This window comes from Streptomyces sp. NBC_00887 (assembly GCF_045207585.1).
The window spans coordinates 3,880,077-3,901,839 of the sequence record NZ_CP108788.1; the positions used below are offsets into that span (position 1 = coordinate 3,880,077).

16 protein-coding genes are annotated in these 21,763 nt (G+C 71.3%); 11 read left to right on the forward strand and 5 right to left on the reverse strand.

Annotation, left to right across the window (positions count from 1 at the left end):
- Window positions 1-185 precede the first annotated feature (185 nt).
- From OG844_RS17640 to OG844_RS17660, 5 genes are all read left to right on the forward strand, one after another.
- Window positions 186-1,724: a glycoside hydrolase family 43 protein gene (locus OG844_RS17640; protein ID WP_406391381.1), complete on the forward strand. Its 1,539-nt coding sequence runs from the start codon at window positions 186-188 to the stop codon at window positions 1,722-1,724.
- A 195-nt stretch (window positions 1,725-1,919) separates the two neighbouring features.
- Window positions 1,920-2,216, forward strand: a complete 297-nt coding sequence (locus OG844_RS17645) for a DUF3303 family protein (RefSeq protein WP_406391383.1) — start codon at window positions 1,920-1,922, stop codon at window positions 2,214-2,216.
- 90 nt (window positions 2,217-2,306) lie between these two features.
- Window positions 2,307-2,855, forward strand: coding sequence for a GNAT family N-acetyltransferase (locus OG844_RS17650; protein WP_406391385.1), 549 nt, complete (start codon window positions 2,307-2,309; stop codon window positions 2,853-2,855).
- Between the two features lie 149 nt (window positions 2,856-3,004).
- A complete protein-coding gene (gene argJ, locus OG844_RS17655) occupies window positions 3,005-4,183 on the forward strand; it encodes a bifunctional glutamate N-acetyltransferase/amino-acid acetyltransferase ArgJ (RefSeq protein ID WP_406391387.1) in 1,179 nt (392 codons plus the stop codon).
- A 241-nt stretch (window positions 4,184-4,424) separates the two neighbouring features.
- Window positions 4,425-5,972: a sugar transferase gene (locus OG844_RS17660; protein WP_406391389.1), complete on the forward strand. Its 1,548-nt coding sequence runs from the start codon at window positions 4,425-4,427 to the stop codon at window positions 5,970-5,972.
- A 50-nt stretch (window positions 5,973-6,022) separates the two neighbouring features.
- Here OG844_RS17660 and OG844_RS17665 read toward each other — a convergent pair whose 3' ends face one another.
- A complete protein-coding gene (locus OG844_RS17665; protein ID WP_406391391.1) occupies window positions 6,023-6,994 on the reverse strand; it encodes a GDP-L-fucose synthase family protein in 972 nt (323 codons plus the stop codon).
- Window positions 6,995-7,107: 113 nt separating this feature from the next.
- Between OG844_RS17665 and gmd the strand changes: the two genes are divergently transcribed.
- The 5 genes from gmd to OG844_RS17690 are packed head-to-tail and all read left to right on the forward strand — an operon-like array spanning window position 7,108 to window position 14,666.
- The gene (gmd, locus tag OG844_RS17670) at window positions 7,108-8,121 is read left to right on the forward strand and encodes a GDP-mannose 4,6-dehydratase (RefSeq protein ID WP_406391393.1); all 1,014 of its coding nucleotides are present in this window, start codon (window positions 7,108-7,110) and stop codon (window positions 8,119-8,121) included.
- The gene (locus OG844_RS17675) at window positions 8,118-10,901 is read left to right on the forward strand and encodes a DNRLRE domain-containing protein (protein ID WP_406391395.1); all 2,784 of its coding nucleotides are present in this window, start codon (window positions 8,118-8,120) and stop codon (window positions 10,899-10,901) included. Before gmd ends, OG844_RS17675 begins: the two co-directional genes overlap by 4 nt.
- The gene (locus tag OG844_RS17680; RefSeq protein WP_406391397.1) at window positions 10,898-13,150 is read left to right on the forward strand and encodes a LamG-like jellyroll fold domain-containing protein; all 2,253 of its coding nucleotides are present in this window, start codon (window positions 10,898-10,900) and stop codon (window positions 13,148-13,150) included. Before OG844_RS17675 ends, OG844_RS17680 begins: the two co-directional genes overlap by 4 nt.
- Window positions 13,150-13,842 carry a hypothetical protein gene (locus OG844_RS17685; RefSeq protein WP_406391399.1) on the forward strand — a complete coding sequence of 231 codons (693 nt, stop codon included), beginning with the start codon at window positions 13,150-13,152 and terminating at the stop codon, window positions 13,840-13,842. Before OG844_RS17680 ends, OG844_RS17685 begins: the two co-directional genes overlap by 1 nt.
- Window positions 13,839-14,666 (forward strand): glycosyltransferase family 2 protein, encoded by an 828-nt coding sequence (locus OG844_RS17690; RefSeq protein WP_406391401.1) that lies wholly within the window; start codon window positions 13,839-13,841, stop codon window positions 14,664-14,666. Before OG844_RS17685 ends, OG844_RS17690 begins: the two co-directional genes overlap by 4 nt.
- A gap of 12 nt (window positions 14,667-14,678) precedes the next feature.
- Here OG844_RS17690 and OG844_RS17695 read toward each other — a convergent pair whose 3' ends face one another.
- Entirely contained in the window at window positions 14,679-15,842 is a 1,164-nt protein-coding gene (locus tag OG844_RS17695; protein ID WP_406391403.1) for a glycosyltransferase, read from the reverse strand.
- A gap of 108 nt (window positions 15,843-15,950) precedes the next feature.
- Here OG844_RS17695 and OG844_RS17700 point away from each other — a divergent pair, with 108 nt between their 5' ends.
- Window positions 15,951-17,492, forward strand: coding sequence for a hypothetical protein (locus OG844_RS17700; protein WP_406391404.1), 1,542 nt, complete (start codon window positions 15,951-15,953; stop codon window positions 17,490-17,492).
- Here OG844_RS17700 and OG844_RS17705 read toward each other — a convergent pair.
- From OG844_RS17705 to OG844_RS17715, 3 genes are read right to left on the reverse strand one after another with little or no spacing between them, the layout of a single operon-like run.
- Window positions 17,461-18,705 carry a hypothetical protein gene (locus tag OG844_RS17705; protein WP_406391406.1) on the reverse strand — a complete coding sequence of 415 codons (1,245 nt, stop codon included), beginning with the start codon at window positions 18,703-18,705 and terminating at the stop codon, window positions 17,461-17,463. The two genes, OG844_RS17700 and OG844_RS17705, sit on opposite strands and share 32 nt — an antisense overlap.
- Window positions 18,702-20,390 (reverse strand): lipopolysaccharide biosynthesis protein, encoded by a 1,689-nt coding sequence (locus tag OG844_RS17710; RefSeq protein WP_406391408.1) that lies wholly within the window; start codon window positions 20,388-20,390, stop codon window positions 18,702-18,704. The genes OG844_RS17705 and OG844_RS17710 overlap by 4 nt, the downstream gene beginning before the upstream one ends.
- Window positions 20,387-21,679: a glycosyltransferase gene (locus OG844_RS17715; RefSeq protein WP_406391409.1), complete on the reverse strand. Its 1,293-nt coding sequence runs from the start codon at window positions 21,677-21,679 to the stop codon at window positions 20,387-20,389. The genes OG844_RS17710 and OG844_RS17715 overlap by 4 nt, the downstream gene beginning before the upstream one ends.
- Window positions 21,680-21,763 lie beyond the last annotated feature (84 nt).

Below are 21,763 nucleotides of genomic sequence, written 5' to 3' on the forward strand. Positions count from 1 at the left end.
GAGCACAAGCGCCGACCTGACCGGAACCCCGCCTGGTGCGGCGGCCGAACGTCTGCCCGCTCATGTGCAGGCGACGCCGCAGAAGCATTGACAGTGAGCCGCTCGGGTGCGATCAATGAAGCGCTTCGACGATGGGGTGAGGCCCGTCCTCTCCCCACGGTCCGACCCCACTCCTGAGGACGAGCATGACGTTCTTCGACAATCCGGTGATACCCGGCTTCAGCCCGGACCCGAGCATCTGCCGGGCCGGCGACGACTACTACGTGGCGACGTCCAGCTTCGAGTACGTACCCGGAGTGCCGCTGTGGCACAGCCGCGACCTGGTGCACTGGAAGCTGATCGGGCACGCGCTGGACCGGCCCTCGCAGCTGGACCTGCCCGACGCCGCACCTGCCTCGACAGGGGTGTACGCGCCCACGCTCCGCCACCACGACGGCATGTTCTGGATGATCACGACCGTGGTTGCCGGCGGGGGCAACATCCTGGTGACCGCACAGGACCCCGCGGGGCCGTGGTCGGACCCGGTCCCGGTCGGCATACCGGGCATCGACCCCGACCTGGCCTGGGACGAGGAGGGAAACTGCTGGTGCGTGTTCTCCTCGGACGGGATCCGCAGGGTGCGCATCGACCCGAAGACGGGCGAGCTGCTGGGCGAACCGGTGGCCATGTGGTCGGGGAGCGGGCTGCAGTACCCCGAGGGGCCGCACCTGTACCGGATCGGCGACTGGTGGTACCTGCTGCTGTCGGAAGGCGGCACGGAACGCGGACACGCGCTGTCGGTGGCCCGGTCCCGCTCACTGCAGGAGCCGTTCGAACCGCACCCCGCCAACCCGGTGCTGTCCCACCGCAGTACCGGCCACCCCGTACAGAACACCGGCCACGGCGACCTGGTGCAGGCGCAGGACGGCACGTGGTGGATGGTGCTGCTGGGCACCCGGCCGCGCGGTGACACACCGATGTACCACGGACTGGGCCGGGAGACGTTCCTGGTCCCGGTGCGCTGGGAGGACGAGTGGCCGCTGCCGGGGCCGCTCGAGCTGCACGCGGCTGCTCCGGCGCTGCCGCCGCATCCCTGGCAACACGAGCCGGAGCGGGACGACTTCGACTCCACCGCGCTCGCACCCTGCTGGGTGACGCTCCGGCGGCACGACCCGGCCGCCGTCCGCCTCGACGAGCGGCCGGACCACCTGGTCCTGCACGCCCGAGCCGACGGCCTCGACAAGCCCGGTGCGCTCTTCGTAGGACGGCGCCAGCGCGATCCCGACTGCAGCGCTCGTACGCTGGTCGCCGTCGAAGAAGGCGGCCGTGCCGGGCTCGCGGTACGCATGGACGAGGCTCACCACTACCAGGTGGAGACCGGCGACGGCACGGTCCGCGCCGTCGCCAGGATCGGCCCGCTGCGCCAGACCGTCGCCGAACGGAGCCTGCCGCCCGGTCCCGTGACCCTGCGGATCGACGTCACCACCACCGATGTCCTGCCGCCCACGGTCACCGTCCGCGCCACGGATCCGGAGGCCGCGGTCCCGCCCGGGTTGCGCGTCGGCGGCCCCGACACGCTCCGCCTGGGGTACGAGACGGCCGACGGCGACTTCGAGATCCTGGCCGAGCTCGACGGCCGCTACCTCACCACCGAGGTCGCCGGAGGCTTCACCGGCCGCGTCATCGGCATGTACGCCACCCACGGCAGTGCGGCCTTCGACTGGTTCGAGTTGCGGCCCGCCTGAACGGACCACTCCCCGCGGCCCGGCTTCGCCGCGGCGGGGCAGGGCCGCGCAGGGGCGGCCGGACACCGGCGGCACGGATGGCGCACCACATGTTGCCGCGCCGATCACTCGGGGAAAGGCTGAGCCGAATGTCCCCGGGGCCCAGTGAGCGCGGACGGGCCCGCGCCGGTCGCGGCGGACGGAAGGAGCGATGCCATGAGGGTCATGCTGCGGGCGTGGATGGACACACAGATCTCGAACGAAGCCGTCAGGAACGGCAGTCTGCAGAAGATCATGCAGTCGCTGGCCGAACAGCTCAAGCCGGAGGCGGCCTACTTCGGCCCGGGCGAGGGCGGGCGCTGTTGCACCTTCGTCTTCGACATGCAGGACAGCTCACAGCTGCCCAGCATCGCTGAGCCGCTCTTCGAGGGACTCGGCGCCAGGATCGAGATCCAGCCGGTGATGAACAGCGAGGACCTGCAGAAGGGCCTTGCCGCGGTGAAGCGGGGCTGACCGCTTCCGCCCCGACAGCCCGCTCGTACCGCAGCGAAGTCCCTGCCGTCCCGATGCCCTCCCCGGCATCGGGATGGAAGCATGCCGTGCATGGAACAGCCTGCTGAGACCCTCGCCTTCGACCAGGTCGAGCTGCGCCGGTGGCGCGCGAGCGACGTCGCAACCCTGAACCGGGTGGTCACCGAATCACTCCCCCACCTGCTCCCGTGGATGCCCTGGGCGTCCGCCTACGACCACACCACGATCGCCGAGTACCTGACTCGGAGCGAGGGGGAGTGGGATTCGGGCCACGCCTACAGCTACGCGATCACTTCGAGTGGTGCGGTGATCGGCAGTTGCGGTCTCATGCGTCGGATCGGCCCCGGGGGGCTGGAGATCGGCTACTGGCTCCACCCCGGATGGACGGGGCGGGGCCTCGCCACCATGGCCGCTGCGGCCCTCCTCCGCCAGGGTTTCGCCCTGGCGGAGATCGATCGGATAGAGATCCACCACGATGCCGCGAACAGGGCCAGCGAAGCCGTCCCTCGCCGTCTGGGCTTCACCGAGATCGAACGCGTGCCGGTACCCGGCGGGCCGGAGACGCAGGGGGAGGCGGGGATCGACGTGATCTGGCGCATCGAGTCCTCCACCACGTCCTGACGAGGCCGTTCCGGCGCAGCCGGACCGTGCTGCCCCACCTGCGCGCGGGCCTCCCGCCGTCGACCCGGCCGTTCCGTCCCCCCGATGGGGCGCGCTCCCGTATGCTGGATGCATAAATATACGAGAGAACGCATAAGAAGGAGGCGATCATGGCCGAAACGACCTCCCGGGATCCCGAGGGCTTCGCGGTGCACACCGCCCCGGTGGGGCTGTCGGACGACGGGCGGGACGACTTCACGGTACTGGCGTCGACCGTCCCGGCCCGGATCAGCGCGGTGTTCACCAAGTCCCGGTTCTCGGGCCCCAGCGTGGCGCTCAGCCGGGCGGTCGCCGCCGACGGCCGGGCGCGCGGCGTCGTCGTACTGGCACGGAACGCGAACGTCGCCACCGGCTCCGAGGGTGAGCGCAACGCCCGCGAGGTGCGCGACTCGGTGGCCGCGGCGACAGGGCTCCCGGCGGACGAACTGCTGATCGCTTCCACGGGGGTGATCGGCCTGCTGTATCCCATGGAGCAGATCCGGGCTCACATCAGGACCCTCGCCTGGCCGTTCCCCGACGGCGGGTTCGATCGCGCGGCCCGGGCCATCATGACCACGGACACCCGGCCCAAGGAGGTCAGGGTGCGGTGCGGTGCGGCGACGCTGGTGGGCATCGCCAAGGGCGTCGGGATGCTGGAGCCGGACATGGCCACCCTGCTGACGTTCTTCGCCACTGACGCGCGGCTCGATCCGTCGGAACAGGACCGGATCTTCCGTGGCGTCATGGACCGTACGTTCAACGCGGTGTCCATCGACACGGACACGTCCACCAGTGACACGGCGGTGCTCTTCGCCAACGGGCTGGCCGGCGAGGTCGATCCGGCGGAGTTCGAGGAAGCGCTGTACGAGGTGGCGCTCGCACTCGTGAAGAACATCGCCAGTGACGGCGAGGGCGCGAGCAAGCTCATCGAGGTGCGGGTGAGCGGTGCGCGTGACACCGCTCAGGCCAAGCGGGTGGGCAAGAGCGTGGTCAACTCCCCCTTGGTGAAGACAGCCGTGCACGGCAGCGACCCCAACTGGGGGCGGGTGACGATGGCGATCGGCAAGTGCACCGACGACACCGACATCGTCCCGGAGAACGTCACCGTCCGCTTCGGCGGGACCGATGTCTATCCGCAGCGCACCGGGGGGCCGGACGACACCGCGCTGCGGGCCGCGGTCGCCGGGCACATGCGGGGCGAGGAGGTCGTGATCGAAGTCGGTCTGGGCATCGGAGACGGCCGATTCACCGTCTACGGCTGCGATCTGACGGAAAGTTATGTTCGACTGAACTCCGAGTACACGACCTGATCCCCGGCAAGGTCGTAAGCGCTTGCCCAAAGCGATCAGACCCGAACAACTGCGCACAGACCCCGAGATCCACTCCGGAATGCGGCGGAGCCAGACCCTCCACCGGTGCCTGAACTTCACGAGAACTCCAGCGAAATGGCACGTGTGTGGATATCGTGCACCGAGCGAGGGCGCATCCGTCAGTCCATGGGATCGGCGGATGCGTCCCGTTTGTGGGGATGCAACTGTGGCTGGGGGGTTCATGGGGCATGTCGAAATACCTGAATCAGACATATCCGGGCCGGTGGGACTTGCGGGCGCGCCACGGCCGCGTACCGCTGCGTCCCGGAACCGCACGGCGGCTCTCGAGCAGTTGTGGAGAGCTCCTACCGCACAGCGCGACGACGCGGACCGCCCGCGGACGAGGAAGACGCCCGGCCGGCGCCTGCCGTTCCTGGTCCTGACCGACGCGTTGGGGCTCGGCGTTCCGGCCTGGCTCGTCCTGAGCGCCGACGATCAGCCTCGACCACTGATCATCGGCGCCCTGATGACACTCGTCTGGACCGGGGTGCGCCTGGCGCGCGGCCGGTACACGGACCGGTTGCCGGCCGACTCCGGTGGGGCGCCCGGCGCCGTCGGCGACTGGCTGGTGCTCGTCGGACTGCTCGCCGTGCTGTGCGCGGCGGCGGGCGGATCCCTCGACCCGGCGACCGCGGTGCTGGCGCTGGTACCCGGCCTGGCCGTGACCGTACTCACCTCGGGACTGCGCGGCAGGCCCGGTTCCACACGCCACCGGCAGGCGTCACGCCGGGTGCTGGTGGTCGGCGCGGCTGCGGGGGTGGACCGGGCGGTGACCCTGCTCAACTCCCGTACGGACCACCTGTACACGGTGGCGGCCGCCGTGCCGGTGGGACCGGCGCAGCTGAGTTGCGACACACCGGTACCGGGGCGCCTCGCCCCGGAGCCGGCGGACGACGACGTGTCCACGGTGCTCGGCGGCGCCTTCGCCCATGACGCGGATCTCGTACTCGTGGTGCCCGGGCCGCAGTTCGGCGACGAGAGGCTGCGGCCGCTGTCGTGGGGCCTGCACGACAGCGGGCTCGCGCTCTGTGTGCTCTCGGAGCTGTCGGGCGTCTCGGCGAGCCGCGTGCGGCCCTCCGACGCCGCCGGGCTGACCCTGCTGCACATCGCGCCACCGCTGCGGCACGGTCCGCAGCCCTGGCTCAAGACCGCCGTGGACAGGTGCGGTGCCGCGCTCGGGCTGCTGGTGCTGGCCCCGTTGCTGTTCGTGGTCGCCCTGGCGGTCCGGCTCTCGTCACCCGGCCCGGTGTTCCACCGCCAGATCCGGCACGGACGGCACAGCAGGCCCTTCACCATGTGGAAGTTCCGCACGATGGTGGCGGATGCGGAGACCCGTAAGGCGCAGCTCACCGGGGCGAACGAGAGCGAAGGCCCGATGTTCAAGATGCGCCGCGACCCGCGGGTGACCCGGATCGGCCAGGCGCTGCGCCGGACCTCCATCGATGAACTCCCGCAGCTTCTCAACGTGTTACGGGGTGACATGTCCCTGGTAGGTCCCCGTCCGCCGCTGCCCGAGGAGGTGTCGCGCTACGACGAGCGTGAGCGGCGCCGGCTCGCGGTGAAGCCGGGGCTGACCGGCCTGTGGCAGGTCAGCGGGCGCTCGGACCTCTCGTGGCAGGAGACCGTGTCGCTGGACCTCTGGTACGTCGACAACTGGTCGGTGGTCACGGACATGGGGCTCCTCGCCCGTACGGTCCGTGCCGTCACCGACGGCCGCGGGGCGTACTGATCGCGATGGAGGTACTCGGACGAGGAGCCCACGGATGCCGGGCGGGGCGGTCAGCCCTGCCCGAGCCACCAGGCGTAGGTGCGGGCGATGCCGTCGCGCAGGGGGATCTGCGGCTTGAAGCCGAGGGAGGAGAGCCGGGACACGTCGAGGAGCTTGCGCGGGGTGCCGTCCGGCTTCGAGGTGTCCCAACCGATGGTTCCCTGATACTTCGTCACATCTCGTACGGTCTCGGCGAGTTCCCTGACGGTCAGGTCCTCGCCGCAGCCGACGTTGACCGGCTCGTCCCCGTCGTACGACTCCAGCAGCCGCACACAGGCCGCGGCGAGGTCGTCGACGTGCAGGAACTCACGGCGGGGGGTGCCGGAGCCCCACAGGGTGACCTCGGGCGCACCGTCCCTCTTCGCCTCGTGGAACCGGCGGATCAGGGCGGGCAGGACGTGCGAGGTCTCCAGGGCGAAGTTGTCGCCGGGGCCGTAGAGGTTGGTGGGCATGGCGCTGATGAACGAGGCGCCGTACTGCCGGCGGTAGGACTGGATCTGCACGATTCCGGCGATCTTGGCCAGCGCGTAGGCCTCGTTGGTCGGCTCGAGCGGGCCGGTGAGCAACGAGTCCTCGCGGATCGGCTGCGGGGCGTGCTTGGGGTAGATGCAGGACGAGCCGAGGAAGAGCAGCCGCTCCGTCCCCGCCGCGTGCGCCCCGGCGATCACGCTGAGCTGGATGCGCAGGTTGTCCTCCAGGAACTGCACCGGCCAGGTGCTGTTGGCCATGATCCCGCCCACTTTGGCAGCGGCCAGTACGACGACGTCCGGACGGGCGTCGCGCAGGAACGCCTCGGTCGGTGCCGCGTCACGCAGATCGAGGTCGCCGCGGTCACGGGTGATCACCTCGTGGCCGTCGGCGGCGAGGCGGCGCACCAGCGCCGAGCCGACGAGACCGCGGTGGCCCGCGACGAATATGCGGGAGCCGGGGCGTAGGAGGGGGCGGACGGATTCCTGGGGCGGGCCGGGGATATCGGTCGTCATGGCTCGGATTGTGCCAGCAGCACAGCGTCTGGGTGAGCTTTTGCCCAATGCGCTCAGATGTTGATATTTCGGTGAACAAACCGCCCATCGGGCGACCACAGGAGGGGGGAGTCATGGCGAAGTCCGCACTCATCACCGGCGTGACCGGTCAGGACGGTTCGTACCTGGCGGAGCTGTTGCTCGAGAAGGGGTACACGGTCCACGGTCTGATACGCAGATCGTCGAGCTTCAACACCGAGCGCATAGACCACATCTACCAGGGGCCCGAGGAGGCGAATCGTTCGTTCGTCCTCCATCACGCCGATCTGTCCGACGGCGTCGCCCTGGTGAACCTGCTGCGTGACATCCGCCCCGACGAGGTCTACAACCTGGGCGCGCAGTCGCACGTCCGGGTCTCGTTCGACGCGCCCCTGTACACCGGGGACGTCACGGGTCTCGGCACGATGCGGCTTCTGGAGGCGGTCCGCGCCAGCGGTATCGACACCCGCATCTACCAGGCTTCGTCGTCCGAGATGTTCGGCGCCAGCCCGCCCCCGCAGAACGAGAGCACACCCTTCCACCCGCGCAGCCCGTACAGCGTGGCCAAGGTGTACGGGTACTGGGCGACGGTCAACTACCGCGAGGCGTACGACATGTTCGCCGTCAACGGGATCCTGTTCAACCACGAGTCCCCGCGCCGCGGCGAGACCTTCGTGACCCGCAAGATCACCCGCGGGGTGGCGCGCATCAAGGCCGGGCTCCAGGACCGGCTGCATCTGGGCAACCTCGACGCCGTACGGGACTGGGGGTACGCGCCCGAGTACGTGGAAGCGATGTGGCGGATGCTGCAGTGCGACACCCCGGACGACTACGTGGTGGCCACCGGCGTGGGGGTCAGCGTCCGGCAGTTCCTCGAGTACGCCTTCGAGCACGCGGGCCTCGACTGGGCCGAGTACGTGCGCTACGACCCCAAGTACGAGCGTCCCAGCGAGGTCGACGCACTGATCGGGGACGCTTCCAAGGCCGAGGAACTGCTGGGCTGGAAGCCCGAGGTGACGTCGCAGGAGCTGGCGCAGATCATGGTCGACGCCGATATCCGGCTGCTGTCCGACCAGCTCACGGGCGCGGCTGTGCGGGTGGACCGATGAGAGGGCCAGGAGGCCTCGGACGCACCCGGAGCGCCGTGTTCGCCGCGGTTCTCGCCCTCGGTGCGGGGGCGCTCGGCGCGGGCGCCGCTCCCCCGGCGGCCGCACTGACCCCGCCGGTCGGCTTCACGGCCGACCACCTCTCCACGTACCAGACCAACGGCATCGTCTGGTCGCTCGCCGAGGCGAACGGAGTGGTCTACGCGGGCGGTACGTTCTCCAACGTCCGCCCGGCCGGCTCCCCCGCGGGCAGCAACACGACGCCCGCCGTGAACTTCGCCGCGTTCGACGCGGCCACCGGGGCACCCACCGGCTGCTCGCTCTCGTTCACCCGCAGCAGCGGGACCGCCACGGTCCGGGCCCTCGCGGTCTCCGCGGACAGGTCCACCCTGTACGCGGGTGGCTACTTCAACGCCGTCAACGGGACGGCCGCGAACGGCCTGGTCGCGATCAACACCGCGACGTGTCAGCCGCGTCCGGGCTTCTCGCCCGACTTCGGCGCGACGGTGCGCGCCCTGGACGTCGCCGCGAACGGCACCGTCTACGCGGGCGGTGACTTCCAGACGGTCAACGGCCAGACGCGGCGCTTCTTCGGCGCGGTCACCTCCACGGGCGCCCTGACCGCGTGGAACCCCGACGCGGACGAGCCCGGCCGGACGCTGAAGGTGACCCCCGACGGGGCGAGTGTGCTCATCGGCGGCGAATTCTTCACCGTCGGCGGCGCCGCGTCGCACGCGCTCGCGGTGACGAGCGCATCGTCGGGTGCGCTGACCCGCGCCTACACCGGCAACTTCATCCCGTCGTCCGCGGTGATCAAGGACATCGTCACGGACGCCGCCTCCGACGGCTGGTACGTCGCGGGCGAGGGGGCCGGGGGTGCGTCGTTCGACGGCAGGCTCGCCATGGGCCTCGACGACTTCGACCAGCGGTGGCGTGACACCTGCCAGGGGGCGACCCAGGCGCTGCGGGTCTACCAGGGTGTGCTGTACGCGGGCAGCCACGTCCATGACTGCTCGTCCATGGGCGGCTTCCCCAATCAGGTCCGCAAACACCTCACCGCCCAGTCCGTCGACGACCCGGCGCTGCTGGGCTGGCTCCCGGACACCAACGACGGCATCGGGGAGCCGGTCGGGCCCCGGGCCCTGACCGTCGCCTCGCGCGGCGGCCGCGACTTCCTCTGGGTGGGCGGCGAGTTCACCACGGTCAACGGGGTGTCCCAGCAGGCGCTGACGCGGTTCGCCAACACCCCCGACACGGGTGCGCCCGCCGCTCCGGCCGTGAGTGTGTCCGCACCGCGGGCCGGAGAGGTGAAGGTCCGCTGGCGTTCGAGCCTGGACCTGGACGACAGTCTGCTGACCTACCGGGTCTACCGCGACGGCGGCGCGACTCCCGTACACACCGCGAACGGCTCCTCGCTCTTCTTCAGCCGGCCGCAGCTGACCTTCACCGACACGAACGTGGTGGCGGGCCGGACGTACTCGTACCGGATCACGGCCAGTGACGGGACCAACACCAGCGGGCTGTCCGCCGCCGCCTCGGTGACGGCCGCCGCCTCCGCCTCCCCGTACCAGGAGAAGGTGCTCGCCGACGGCGCCGGCCTGTACTGGCGCTACGACGAGGCGGGCGGTGCCTTCGCGGCGGACGCCTCGGCCGACGACAACTCAGGTGTGTACACGAACGCCCCCACGTACCGCTCCACACCGTCCGCGGTGGCCGGCTCGGCGGCGCTCTCCCTCAACGGCGTCGACGAGTACGTCTACAGCGACCGCCTGCACCGGTACACCTCTCCCACGCCGTACTCGATCGAGACATGGTTCCGGACGACCTCGACGACGGGCGGACGGATCATCGGCTACGGCAGCAACATCGGTACCGCGCAGGGCCAGACAAGCAGCATCTCCGACAAGCTGCTGTACCTGACGGACAACGGGCGCCTCGCGTTCGGCGTCCAGTCCGGCAACAGCAGCACCCGGCCCACCATCACCACGACAGACACGTACAACGACGGTTCCTGGCACCACGCCGTCGCGACCCAGGGGCCGTCCGGCATGGTCCTGTACGTGGACGGGGCGGCCGTCGGCACGAACGCGGCCACCGGCAACCGCTCGTACAACGGGTACTGGCGTGTGGGCGGGGACGCCATGAACAACGCCTGGCCGAACCGGCCCACGAGCACCTACTTCGCCGGACAGGTCGACGAGACCGCGGTCTATCCGACGGCGCTCACCGCCGCCCAGGTCGCCGCGCACCACGCGCTCGCGGACACCCCGCCCGGCCCCGGCGACACCACGCTGAGCGTCACACCGGACGAGGACGCGTACGTCAACAGCGTGTCGGCGAACACGAACTACAACGACAGCCAGCTCGCCTCCCGGGGCACCACGGCCTATCTGAGCTATCTGCGGTTCACCGTTCCGCCGGCCCCGTCCGGCCAGGTGCTCAAGAGCGCCCGCCTCGCCTTCCGCACGTCGTCGGACTCGACGGCGGGATCCCTGGACAGCCACAGCGTCGTGCCGGTCACCGGCACGTGGACCGAGTCGACGGTCACCTACAACACCCGGCCGGCGCTCGCCGCGACCGTGCTGGGGACCATCACAGGCGCGACCTCGGTCTCCACCGACGACACGGTGGAGCTGAACGCGTCCGCACTGGGCGGAGCCCTGGGCTCCGTCTACTCACTCGCCCTCACCAGCAGCGGGACGGACAGTCTCCGCGTCTGGTCGAGCGAGGCAGGAACCGCGGCCTACCGGCCGCAGCTCGTTCTCACCTTCGGAGCTGAATGATGAACGCAAGCACGGGGCACAGACCCGGGGGACGCGGCCGTGTGCGGGCCGTCTCCACCGCTCTCTGCCTGTTCGCCGGCGCCCTGACCGCCGCGGCGGCCGGGGCATCCCCGACGGCGGCACTGACACCTCCGGTGTCTCTCACCGCGGACGACCTCACCACCTGGCAGACCAACGGCATCGTCTGGTCGATGGCCGCGACCGACGGCGTCGTGTACGCCGGCGGCACCTTCTCCACCATCCGGCCGCCGGACGCCGCGGCCGGCACCTCCGAGCAGCCCGCGGTCAACTTCGCCGCCTTCGACGCGGCGACCGGCGCACCGACGGGGTGCAGCCTGTCGTTCACGCTCTCGTCGGGCACGGCCACCGTTCGCGCACTGGCGCTGTCGCCGGACGGACAGACCCTGTACGCGGGCGGGCAGTTCGGGGCGGTGAACGGGGAGGGCGTCAGCAACATCGCCGCCATCGACACCGCGACCTGCACTCCGCGCCAGGACTTCAAGATCTCCGTCTCTGCGACGGTGCGGGCCCTGGACGTCACCGCGGACACCGTCTACCTGGGCGGGGACTTCACCAGTGTGGGCGGGCAGACCAGGAACAGCTTCGCCGCCGTCACCACGGGCGCCGACCTGCTGCCGTGGGCGGCCAACGCCGACGAGGTCGCCCGCGCAGTCCAGGTGACACCCGACGGACAGCACGTGGTGCTCGGCGGTGACTTCTTCACCGTCAACGGCACCACGTCACACGCACTGGCCGTCGTGGACGCCACCACGGGGGCGCTCACCAGGAGCTACCCCGGCTTCATCCCCAACACCTCCACGGTGCAGGACCTCACGACGGACGCGACCGGCCTGTACACCGCCAACGAGGGCACCGGGGGCGGTGTCTTCGACGGCCGGATCGCCATCGACCTCGACGACTTCCAGCAGCGGTGGCGGGACACCTGCCTGGGAGCCACCCAGGCCGTCCTGGCGTACTCGGGCGTGCTGTACAGCGGAAGCCACGCCCATGACTGCGCCAGCATGGGCGGGTTCCCCGACCAGCCGCGCAGGCATCTGCTCGCCCAGTCCGTCGACGATCCGGAGCTGCTGCCCTGGTTCCCGGACACGAACGACGGCATCGGCGAGCCCGTCGGGCCGCGGGTGATGGCCCAGACCGACAAGGGCGGCAGCCACTACCTGTGGGTGGGCGGGGAGTTCACCACCGTCAACGGCGCCGCGCAGCAGGGGCTGACCCGGTTCGCCGACGGCCCGGACACCGGGGCGCCGTGGGTGCCCAACGTCAGCCTCTCCACGGTCGCTCCGGGGCAGATCGACGTCACCTGGCAGACCAGCTACGACACGGACGACGGTGAGCTCACCTACCGGATCTACAAGGACGGGGCGAGCACACCCGTACACACGACGACCGGGTACTCGCTCTTCTGGGACCGGCCCCAGCTGAAGTGGACCGACGCCGATGTGGCGGTGGGCGAGACCCACTCGTACCGCATCACCGCGGGCGACGGCACCAACACCAGCGCCAAGTCCCCGGCACAGTCCGCGACCGTGGCGGCGACGGCGGAGAGATATCCGGCGCGCGTGCTGGCCGACGGCGCCTCGCTCTACTGGCGCTACGACGAGGGCACGTCCACCTTCGCCGCGGACACCACGGGCGGGCTGAACAGCGGCTTCCTGCGCAACGCACCCGCCTACCGGCAGACCCCCGCCGCCGTCGCGGGTGCCTCGACCGCGATCGGTTTCAACGGCTCCGACGAGTACGCGTACAGCAACAAGCGCCATGCGCAGCCCACCCGGTTCTCCGTGGAGACCTGGATCAAGACCACCACGGTCCGGGGCGGCAAGATCATCGGGTTCGGCAATCTGACGATGCAGAACAGCACCCGCTACGACAAGCACGTGTACATGGCCAATGACGGGCGGCTGGTCTTCGGCATCCACAACGGCAGCACCCGCACCATCACGACGCCCGGCGCCTACAACGACGGCGCCTGGCACCACGTCGTCGCCACCCAGGGCCCCGGCGGCATGGCCCTGTACGTCGACGGGCAGCTGCGCACGTCCAACTTCCTCTACACCACCAACGAGAACTACCCCGGCTACTGGCGGGTCGGCGGGGACAACCTGAGCAACTGGCCCAACCGCCCGACCAGCAACTTCTTCGCCGGGCAGATCGACGAGACCGCCGTGTATCCGACCGCGCTGGCCAGTTCGCAGGTCAGCGCCCACTACGCCCTGAGGACGGGTTGATGAGGTATCCGTTCCTGGCCGGCGCCGTCGTCGTCATCGCGACGGCGGCGCTGGCCGCCTGCGGCTCGTCCGCCGACGGGAGCAAGGAGGCCGCCGCGGGCGGCAAGCCGTCCGCGGCGGCCCCGCCCGCGCCCTCCGTCTCCGGGCCGTCCGCCGGCCCGGCCGGTCCGCGGGCCACCCGGACGAGCGAACCGCCGAAGGTGCCGGCCGACGGGATCACCCCGGCCACCGGCTCGTTCACCAAGAAGCAGAAGGAGTACCTCACCGACCGTGTCCCCAAGGGGATGGACCCGGCGGCGGTGCTCCAGACCGGTCAGGAGACCTGCGACCGGCTCCGCTACCTGGTCAAGGCCGACCGGGACATCGCCGTCGGCGCGATCGTCACCGGCGAGGTCGCCGACGCGAAGCCGGCCGTCACCCATCTGTGCCCGCAGCACCAGGACCTGGTCGACGAGGCGGCGCTCGGCTACGCCGACGGCACGCACCAGGGCGCGAAGCTCCGGCCCGGCCGCTACCTGGCCGCCTCCCCCACCAAGAATTGCAGCTGGCAGCTGACCGGGGCGAACGGCAAGGTGCTGGGCTCCGGTTCCTCGGACACCGGCGGACGGGTGGAGATCACCGTCCCGACGGCCGCCCGCACGTTCACCTCCACAGGCTGCTACGCCTGGCTGCCCGAAGGAGACAAGAGTTGAGCAAGCTGCCCATCGCCGTGGCGATCCCCACGAAGAACGAGGGCCTGAACATCGCCGAGGCGGTGAAATCGGTGCTCGGCCACTTCGAGGCGGTCGTCGTCGTGGACTCCCACAGCACGGACGACACGGCGAAGATCGCCGAGGAGTGCGGGGCCGAGGTGGTCACGTACACCTGGGACGGGGGCCATCCACGCAAGAAGCAGTGGTGCCTGGAGAACGTCCGCACCGATCTGGACTGGATCCTTGTGCTGGACGGCGACGAGCGGCTCAGCCCCGGTCTGCTGGCGGAGCTGCGGCAGATATTCGCCGACCCCGACACCCCGAAGCCCGCCGCGTACGACATACCGCTGGGGTACTGGTTCTCCGGGAAGCGGCTGCGCCACGGCTACACGATCCGCAAGCGATCGCTGACCGACCGCACCCGCTGCCACTACCCGGAGGTCGGGGACCTCGACGCGCCGGGGATCGGGGAGGTCGAGGGGCACTACCAGCCGGTCGCCGCGACGGCCGAGGCGCTGAGCAACCCCATCGAGCACCAGGACCTCGACCCCGTCACCGCCTGGTTCGAGCGGCACAACCGCTACTCGGACTGGGAGGCGTGGCTGGAGCACCACCCCGATGTCAAGGAACAGGTACGGAAGGTGAAGTCCCGTCAGGGGCAGCTCTTCCACAAGGCGCCCTTCAAGCCGCTGGTCTCCTTCGCCTACATGTACGTCTACCGGCGGGGGTTCCTGGACGGGCGGGCCGGGCTGGACTTCGCGCTGGCCATGAGTTTCTACCGCTGGCAGATCGCGCTCAAGTCCCGTGAAGCGCCTGCACGTTGACGGGCAGAGCCCTCACCCTCGCCTCCGGCGGACCACGTCCTCGTAGGTCCGCCGGAGGGTGGCGGTGACGGCCTCGATGGTGAACTGGTCGTTGACCAGCTGCCAGGCGGCCTTGCCCGCCTGCTCGGCTGCCTCCGGCTCCAGCAGCTCCAGGATCGCGTCGGCGACCTTACGGGCGTTGGCCGCGTCCTCTCCGACCCGGCTGTCGATGACCCGGCCCGCACCGGCCCCCGACACATCGGGGCCCTGCCCGCAGGTGCGGGTAATGACGACCGGGGTGCCGACCGACATCGCCTCCAGGACCGAGACCGGGAACGGCTCCTCGATCGCCGGCAGCACATACACATCGGCCTCGCGTCCGGCGGCGAGAACCGCGTCGTGCTCCAGCGGGCCCACATGGTCGAGGGAGTCCGTGACACCCAGCTTCCGGGCGAGGGCGAGGGTGCCGGCCAGTGCGCCGGTGTCCGGGCCGGCCAGCACGAAGCGGGCATCCGGGTGGTGGGCGAGGACGTGCGGCATCGCGGCGATGAAGTCCTCGGGCCGCTTGCGCTCCTGGATGCGGGCGAGGTACAGCACGGTCGGCGGGCGGCCGGGGTCGCGGGCGGGCTTGCGCTCCTGCGGGCGGACACCGTTGACCAGCCGTACGGTACGGGTGAGCGGTACGGGAGCTGCGACGGCGTTCACGTCGACCCGCTCCATCTCGGTGAGGTGCAGGACGGCGTCGGCCTCGCGCAGCACCTTGCGGACCCCGAGGACGTCGGTGAGCTGGGCGACCTTCTTCTCGGTGGGGTCGATCATGCCGTGGGTCTGCACGACCAGGGGTGTGCGGGTCGCGAGCGCGAGGAGCGCCGCCGGCAGGGTCACCAGGTCCCGCATCAGATGGACGTGGACGAGGTCGGCGCCGCGCATCATGCGGCGTGCGGTGCGCAGCAGCGCGGCGGAGGTGATGCCGCTGACCTCGAACATCGGGAGCAGGTGCCGTGCCTGGAAGAGGTGGACGGGAACTCCTTCCACATGGCTGGGCAGTTCGCCGTCGGGAAAGCCGTCACCGAGGGCCATGACGCGTGCGTCGTCGCCGTTCGCCCGCTGGACCCTGGAGAGGTTGAACGCCACCCGGGTCGGCCCGCCGAAGGCATGGTCCGGAGTGTGGAGCGTGACAACGTGCAGGATTTTCACCAGAGTTCCCCTCAACTGCGGCCAATACTTCACAGAGTAGTCATCGCGTCCCCTCACATGGGCCGATTCGTTAGAGTGTTCAGCGGTTCACTGATCCCGGGGGGGCGCATGACGTCGGTGCACACATCGGCGCCGGAGCAGGTCGCCCGCGGGGTCGCGCGTCCGGAGTGGGCACGGGGCCGGGGCGGCGTCCCGGAGCCGCCCGAGCTGCCGATCGCCTGGTCGATGCTGTCGCGGGCCCTGTCCGTGCCGCTCATCCTCGGCCTGGTGTGCTTCCTGCCCGCGGTGATCGCCGCCCAGCCCGGCAGCGGTGTCCGGGACACCGCGTACTGGCTCCAGTTGGTGCTGACCTGCTATGCGGGGGCCCGGCTGGCGACGATGATCCTCTCCACCCGGCGGCGGCTGCTCCAGGGCGTCTTCTGGATGTTCGTGTACATCGCGATGGGCGTGGCGCCGTTCGCCCAGGTGGTGATCGGGCAGACACCGACGCCGATGGTGGGACCGCGCCAGGACCTGGTCACGGCCATCGCGATGGTCCTGGTGGGGTGTGCCGCCTTCGACCTGGGGGCGCTGCTGGCCTCGCGGCGCCCGCTGCGGCGCCGTACGCCCTCCACGCGGAGCCCGGGCGGAGGACCGGCCGTGGCGCATCCGCTGCGGCTGCGACTGCTGGTGCTGCTGGCGTTCGCGGCGAGCGCGTTCTACGTGGTGAAGCTGGGCGGGCCCTCGGTCTTCTTCTCCAGCCGGCAGGAGATCAACGAGACCGTCGCGGCGAGCGGGGTGGTCTCGGAAGGGTCCAATGTCGGCTCGGCGTTCGTCAAGGGCTTCGGCCAGGTCCCGGCGCTGCTGGCGCTGCTCTTCTACACCCGCCGTCTGGCAACCTCCTACCGGGCCCGGCGCTCCCCGTCGACGGTGCTGGTGTGGGTGGCGCTGGTGGCGCTGAACCTTGTGGTGAACAACCCTGTCTCCAACGCCCGTTACTGGTTCCTGACGGTGCTGATGGCCTTCGTGTTCACCGCGTTCCCGAGCAGTGCGGCGATCTACCGCATCGTGCTGGCGACGGGGGTGGTGGGGGCACTGGTGGTGTTCCCGTACGCCGACAAGTTCCGGTACGACGACGAAGGACAGCGGCCCGCGCAGTCGGCCTCGGTCTTCGAGCCGCTGGTGACCAAGGACTACGACCAGATGGTGATGTTCGCCAACAGCATCTCGTGGGTCGACACACGGGGCCACACCTACGGCCGCCAACTGACGGGCTCCGCCCTGTTCTTCGTGCCGCGCGCGGTGTGGAGCGGGAAGCCGGAGGACACCGGGGTCCGGGTCGGGCAGTGGATGGGGCTGCGGATGACCAACCTCTCGGCCCCGCTGTGGACCGAGTTCTGGGTCGACTTCGGCGCCTCCGGGGTGATCGGCGGGCTCGCACTGATCGGTTACGCGGTGGCGCGCACCGACCGCCGGTACGCGCTGGCCGTCACCCGGGCGGGGCCCGGCCCCGGGAGTGTGCTGGCCATCGCCGCGCCGCTGATCGCCGGATACACCTTCATCCTGCTGCGCGGCCCGCTCCTGCAGGCGGCGGGGAAGCTGGCCATCGCCGCGCTGTGTCTGCTGCTGATCAGCACGTTCAAGGAGCAGAGGGCAGTGCGTCGGCGGTGACGGCCTCGTCGGGCGCCGGCTTCCCGCGTCGGATCCGGGCCACCCTGGTCCAGGTGGCGGCGGCCTTGCAGAGCGAGCCGAGGCACAGCCCCCAGGCGGCCCCCGGGACGCCTCCGAGGGCGTAGCCCCCCGCCATGAACGCCATGGCGGTGAGCGAGAAGACCACCTGGATGCTCAGCGTCGTACGCGGGTCGAGCATGCGCAGAGCGAGCAGTCCGCAGGTGCCCACGGCCATCGCCGCGTACTGGCTGCCGGTCGCCGGGAGGAGGGCGGCGGCCGTCGGCCAGGTGTCGCCGAGCAGCTCACGCCCAGCCTCGTCGGGGAGCAGGGCCAGGGCGGTGGCCCAGAGGGCGGCGGTGGCGGCGAGGACGGCCGCGAGTCCCGCGGTGGCCCGCACCCGGCGTCTCTCGTCGCCGACGCGGCCGAGCAGCGGGGGGCCGAAGGAGGTGGCGGAGGTGAACAGCACGTTGAGCGGCCCGAACAGGGTCGTCGCCCCGCGCAGCGCGCCGACCAGCAGCGGGTTGCCGACGGCACCGAGACCGAGGACGGAGAGCTGGCTGGTCGCGTTGCCGACACCGAACTCGACGACGAAGCGCTTCCCGAGGTGGCCGCGCCCGAGCATCGGACGCAACCGCGTCACCGCCCCGGCGGTCCTGCGGTGCAGCAGCACGGCGGACAGCAGGAGGGCCGGCAGGGCGGACAGCCCCCAGACCGCGATCAGCCGCGCGGGGCTCGCCCCGTACTCCTGGGCGGACAGGGCACCCAGCACGCAGGCCAGCCTCACCACGTCCGCGCTCAGGGCGAACTGGGGCTGCTGGAGGGCGGAGAAGGCGTACCGCAAGGCGTCCTGGCCGAGCACGACCGGCAGGACGAGGCCGAGCATCGTCAGGGCGCGTGCGGTGTCCCCCGGGACGAGTAGGCCGACGGCGGCCAGCGGCGCCCCGAGCGCGGCGGAGGCGGCCACGGTGAACGCTACGGCCGAGCGGCAGGCCCCCCGGGTCTCCTCGCCGTCGCCGCGCCGCAGGACCAGGGGCTGTCCGCTGTACGCCCCGGAGACGCCCAGCAGCACCGTGAAGACGAGGTAGACCGCGGAGAAGCGGGCGAAGTCGGCCACGGTGGAGAGCCGGGCGGCGGCCACGAGCACCAGGATGTTGGTGAGCGCGGCCACGCCCTGGTCCGCGACCGAGCAGAGGATCGCGGTACGGGCTCTCACCGGCGCGCCCCCGGCAGGGTGAAGGAGCGCAGGCCCATCGTCTCGGCGGGGTCCCCGGTGACCTCCGGAGCGTCCTCGTCGACGGCCGGGCCCTGGGGCCCCCCGCCGCTGTGGCGCCGGGCCGGCCTGGGCCGGCGTTCCGCGCGGCGCAACCGGCCGCGGCCAGGGTGGAGCAGGGCCCCGAGCACCTGGCCGCCGGAGGCCCCGATGATCTCGCGGATGCGCTCCAGGTCGCTGCGGTGCACCTCACGCGGGTCGCAGACGATCATGACGCCCTCGACCCGGTCCACGAGAGCGACGGCGTCGGCGTAGGAGAGCACCGGCGGGGCCAGGACGATGACGACGGCGCCGGGGCGGTCGGCCTCGGCGACGATGCGCCCGACGGACGCGGAGGTCAGGGCGCGCGGCACGTTGTCCGCGGTGGCCCCGGCCACCAGGGCGAATGCGCCTGAGCCGGGGACGTCCACGTTGGACCTGCCGCCCGCGGGCCAGCTGCGGTCGCCCTCGTCGGCGGCCCAGCGCGGCGGCCGCACCTCGTGGGCCGCCGGTCCCAGGTCCCCGGCCAGCGACGGGGTGCGCAGATCGGCCTCGACGAGCAGGACGTCACGGCCCATCTCGGCGAAGGCGGCGGCCAGGTTGACCGCGGCGGCGGCCGCCGCGGCGTTGTCCCCGCGCGGCGCGGTGACCAGGAGCCGGCGCCGCTCCGCGAAGGACGGGTCGTAGGCGAGCCGGAAGGCGACCGCGCGGTACTCCTCGGCCAGCCGCGAACCGCTCCGCCCGATCGCGAGCAGGGTGCCCGCGGCGGCGCGCTCCCTGGGCAGGGTGCCGAGCAGCGGGGCCCCGAGGGAGCGCACGAGCTCGCGCGGGGAGCGTACGGCGGGGTCGAAGACGAGCCGCACCCAGGACAGCAGCAGCCCGAGGGCGAGACCGACGACGGCGCCGAGCCCCAGGAGCAGCGGGAGACCCGCTCCGGCCGGCTCGGTGGGGGCGACGGGCTTCTTGTTGAGGTAGCCGGGGGTGGTGTCGAGCGCCTTGAGCTCGGAGATCTTCCGGCTCAGCTCGGAGATGGAGACGATGATGTTGGCGCGGGCGCTGCTGACGTCGTCGGCGGCGTCGACCCCGGTCCGCTCCTCCAGGAGGTCGCGCTTCTCCTCCAGTGGTTCGAGCTGGGCGCGGTAGCCGTTCGCCATGTTGTCGATGCTCTCCTGGGTGCGCGCCTTGCGGTGTGCCAGGTAGGCATTGGCCAGGGCTTCGGCGCGGGAGCGGGCCTGCTCGGGTGTGGCCCCGGTGTAGGAGAAGCGGAGGGTGAGCGTGTTGGGCGGGTTGGTGACCTGGAGGCCGGTGAGCAGCTTCCTGGCGGTGACGTCGTCCCCCTTCTTGAGCAGGGTGCCGGCTGCCAGCTCGCCCACGGTGTCGCTGACCGCGGTCTGCCGCTCCGAGCCGATGTTGATGCCCTTGTCGGCGGAGGCGCCGGTGGCGAAGGGATCGGCGGTCGCGGAGCGCACCTGGACCTCGCCGCTGGCGGTGTAGGTGTCGTCGCCGCTCAGGGCGAGGAACCCGCCGCCGAGCAGGCCCACCACGACACCCGCGGCGAGCAGGGCCCGGTAGCGCAGGAGCTGGCGGAACTGGTCGCGCAGCAGCGCCGGTTCGTCGTGGTCGTCCGCGGGCCGGATCGGATGTGTCATCGGCGTGCTCCCCCTTGTGTGTCCCCGGCTCGCGCTGTTCCGGCTCGTGCGTCCCCGAGTGCCTCGGTGAGCAGGGCGTCGAAGCGGGCGAGGCCCGCCTCCCTGCTCAGGTGCTGTGCGACGTACCGGGGGCCGTGGGCCCCCAGCGCCCGGGCCGCCCCCGGATCGGCGGCCAGCGCGCGTACGGCGGTGACGAGCGCGGCCGGGTCCTCGGGTGCCACCAGGACTCCCGCGCCCGAGCGGCGCACCTCGTCGGCGGTGCCGCCCTCGTCGGCCACGGAGGCGATGACGGGGCGTCCGGAGACGAAGTACGAGGTGAGCTTGGACGGCACGCTCATGTCGAGCACGGAGGCCCGCTGGGTCACCGCGAGCACGTCGGCGGCGGCGAGCACATCGGTGAAGTCGTCCGCGCCCGCCGGCGGGAGGAAGTCGAGGTTGGGCAGCCCGGCGGCCTGGGCGCGCAGTCCGTCCCGCTGGTTGCCGTCGCCCATCAGGACGACCCTGATGTCCGGGGCCAGCCGCGCCAGGTCGACGAGGACGTCGAGCCCTTGCTTGAGGCCCATGTTCCCGGAGTGGACCAGGACGGGGGTGCCCTCGGACCAGCCGAGCCGCGCACGGGTGGCGGAGCGGTCGGCCGAAGGGCTCTGCACGTGCGTCCAGTTGGGGACCACACGGATGCGTCCGGGGTCCACGCCGAGGGCGGTGACGCCCTCCACGAAGCTCTCGTGGATGACACCGACGAGAGCCGCGCCGCGCAGCGCGTACCTCTCGGCCTTCGAGGCGACGGCCGCGGCCCTGCCTCCGCCGCGGATACCGCTCTGCGCGGCGGCGGCGCCCATCAGGTCCTGGACGACGGGTATGTGGGGGACGCGGTGGCGGCGTGCCAGCCGCGCGGCGATCACACCGCCCGCGAGGCTCGGCATCTGGGATATCACCGCGTCGGGGCGTCCGGGCGGCGGGGCGAGGATGCCGTGGACGAGTACGGACGCCTCGAACGCGCCTCGGCGCAGCGCGGTCTGATGGGACGGCACGTAATGGCGCCGACGGTGCACACGCACCCCTTCGCGGCTCTCCAGCCTCCGCCAGGCGCCCCGGTACCGCTCGTCCACCCGCCAGGCGGGGTAGTGCGGCATGCCGGTCAGGACCTCGGTCCTGGCCCCCGACGCCGCCCAGTGCTCGGCGAGCTGGGTGGCGTACGGCCCGATGCCCGTCAGCTCGGGGGCGTAGTTGGTGGAGACCACGAGAAGTCTGCGGTTCTCGAACGGCTTCTGATGCTCAGCAGCGGACAACGGATGGTCGCCTTCCCCCGGAACAGCCTCTTCCTTGAGCTTATCCGTTCACGGGTTGCACAAGTGTTCTTCACAGTAAGGTCG

Excerpts from the sequence above, each read along its gene's own strand:
- OG844_RS17640 (WP_406391381.1), top strand. The coding sequence starts at position 186 with ATGACGTTCTTCGACAATCCGGTGATACCCGGCTTCAGCCCGGACCCG.
- OG844_RS17645 (WP_406391383.1), top strand. The coding sequence starts at position 1,920 with ATGAGGGTCATGCTGCGGGCGTGGATGGACACACAGATCTCGAACGAA.
- OG844_RS17650 (WP_406391385.1), top strand. The coding sequence starts at position 2,307 with ATGGAACAGCCTGCTGAGACCCTCGCCTTCGACCAGGTCGAGCTGCGC.
- argJ (WP_406391387.1), top strand. The coding sequence starts at position 3,005 with ATGGCCGAAACGACCTCCCGGGATCCCGAGGGCTTCGCGGTGCACACC.
- OG844_RS17660 (WP_406391389.1), top strand. The coding sequence starts at position 4,425 with ATGGGGCATGTCGAAATACCTGAATCAGACATATCCGGGCCGGTGGGA.
- OG844_RS17665 (WP_406391391.1), bottom strand. The coding sequence starts at position 6,994 with ATGACGACCGATATCCCCGGCCCGCCCCAGGAATCCGTCCGCCCCCTC.
- gmd (WP_406391393.1), top strand. The coding sequence starts at position 7,108 with ATGGCGAAGTCCGCACTCATCACCGGCGTGACCGGTCAGGACGGTTCG.
- OG844_RS17675 (WP_406391395.1), top strand. The coding sequence starts at position 8,118 with ATGAGAGGGCCAGGAGGCCTCGGACGCACCCGGAGCGCCGTGTTCGCC.
- OG844_RS17680 (WP_406391397.1), top strand. The coding sequence starts at position 10,898 with ATGATGAACGCAAGCACGGGGCACAGACCCGGGGGACGCGGCCGTGTG.
- OG844_RS17685 (WP_406391399.1), top strand. The coding sequence starts at position 13,150 with ATGAGGTATCCGTTCCTGGCCGGCGCCGTCGTCGTCATCGCGACGGCG.
- OG844_RS17700 (WP_406391404.1), top strand. The coding sequence starts at position 15,951 with ATGACGTCGGTGCACACATCGGCGCCGGAGCAGGTCGCCCGCGGGGTC.
- OG844_RS17710 (WP_406391408.1), bottom strand. The coding sequence starts at position 20,390 with ATGACACATCCGATCCGGCCCGCGGACGACCACGACGAACCGGCGCTG.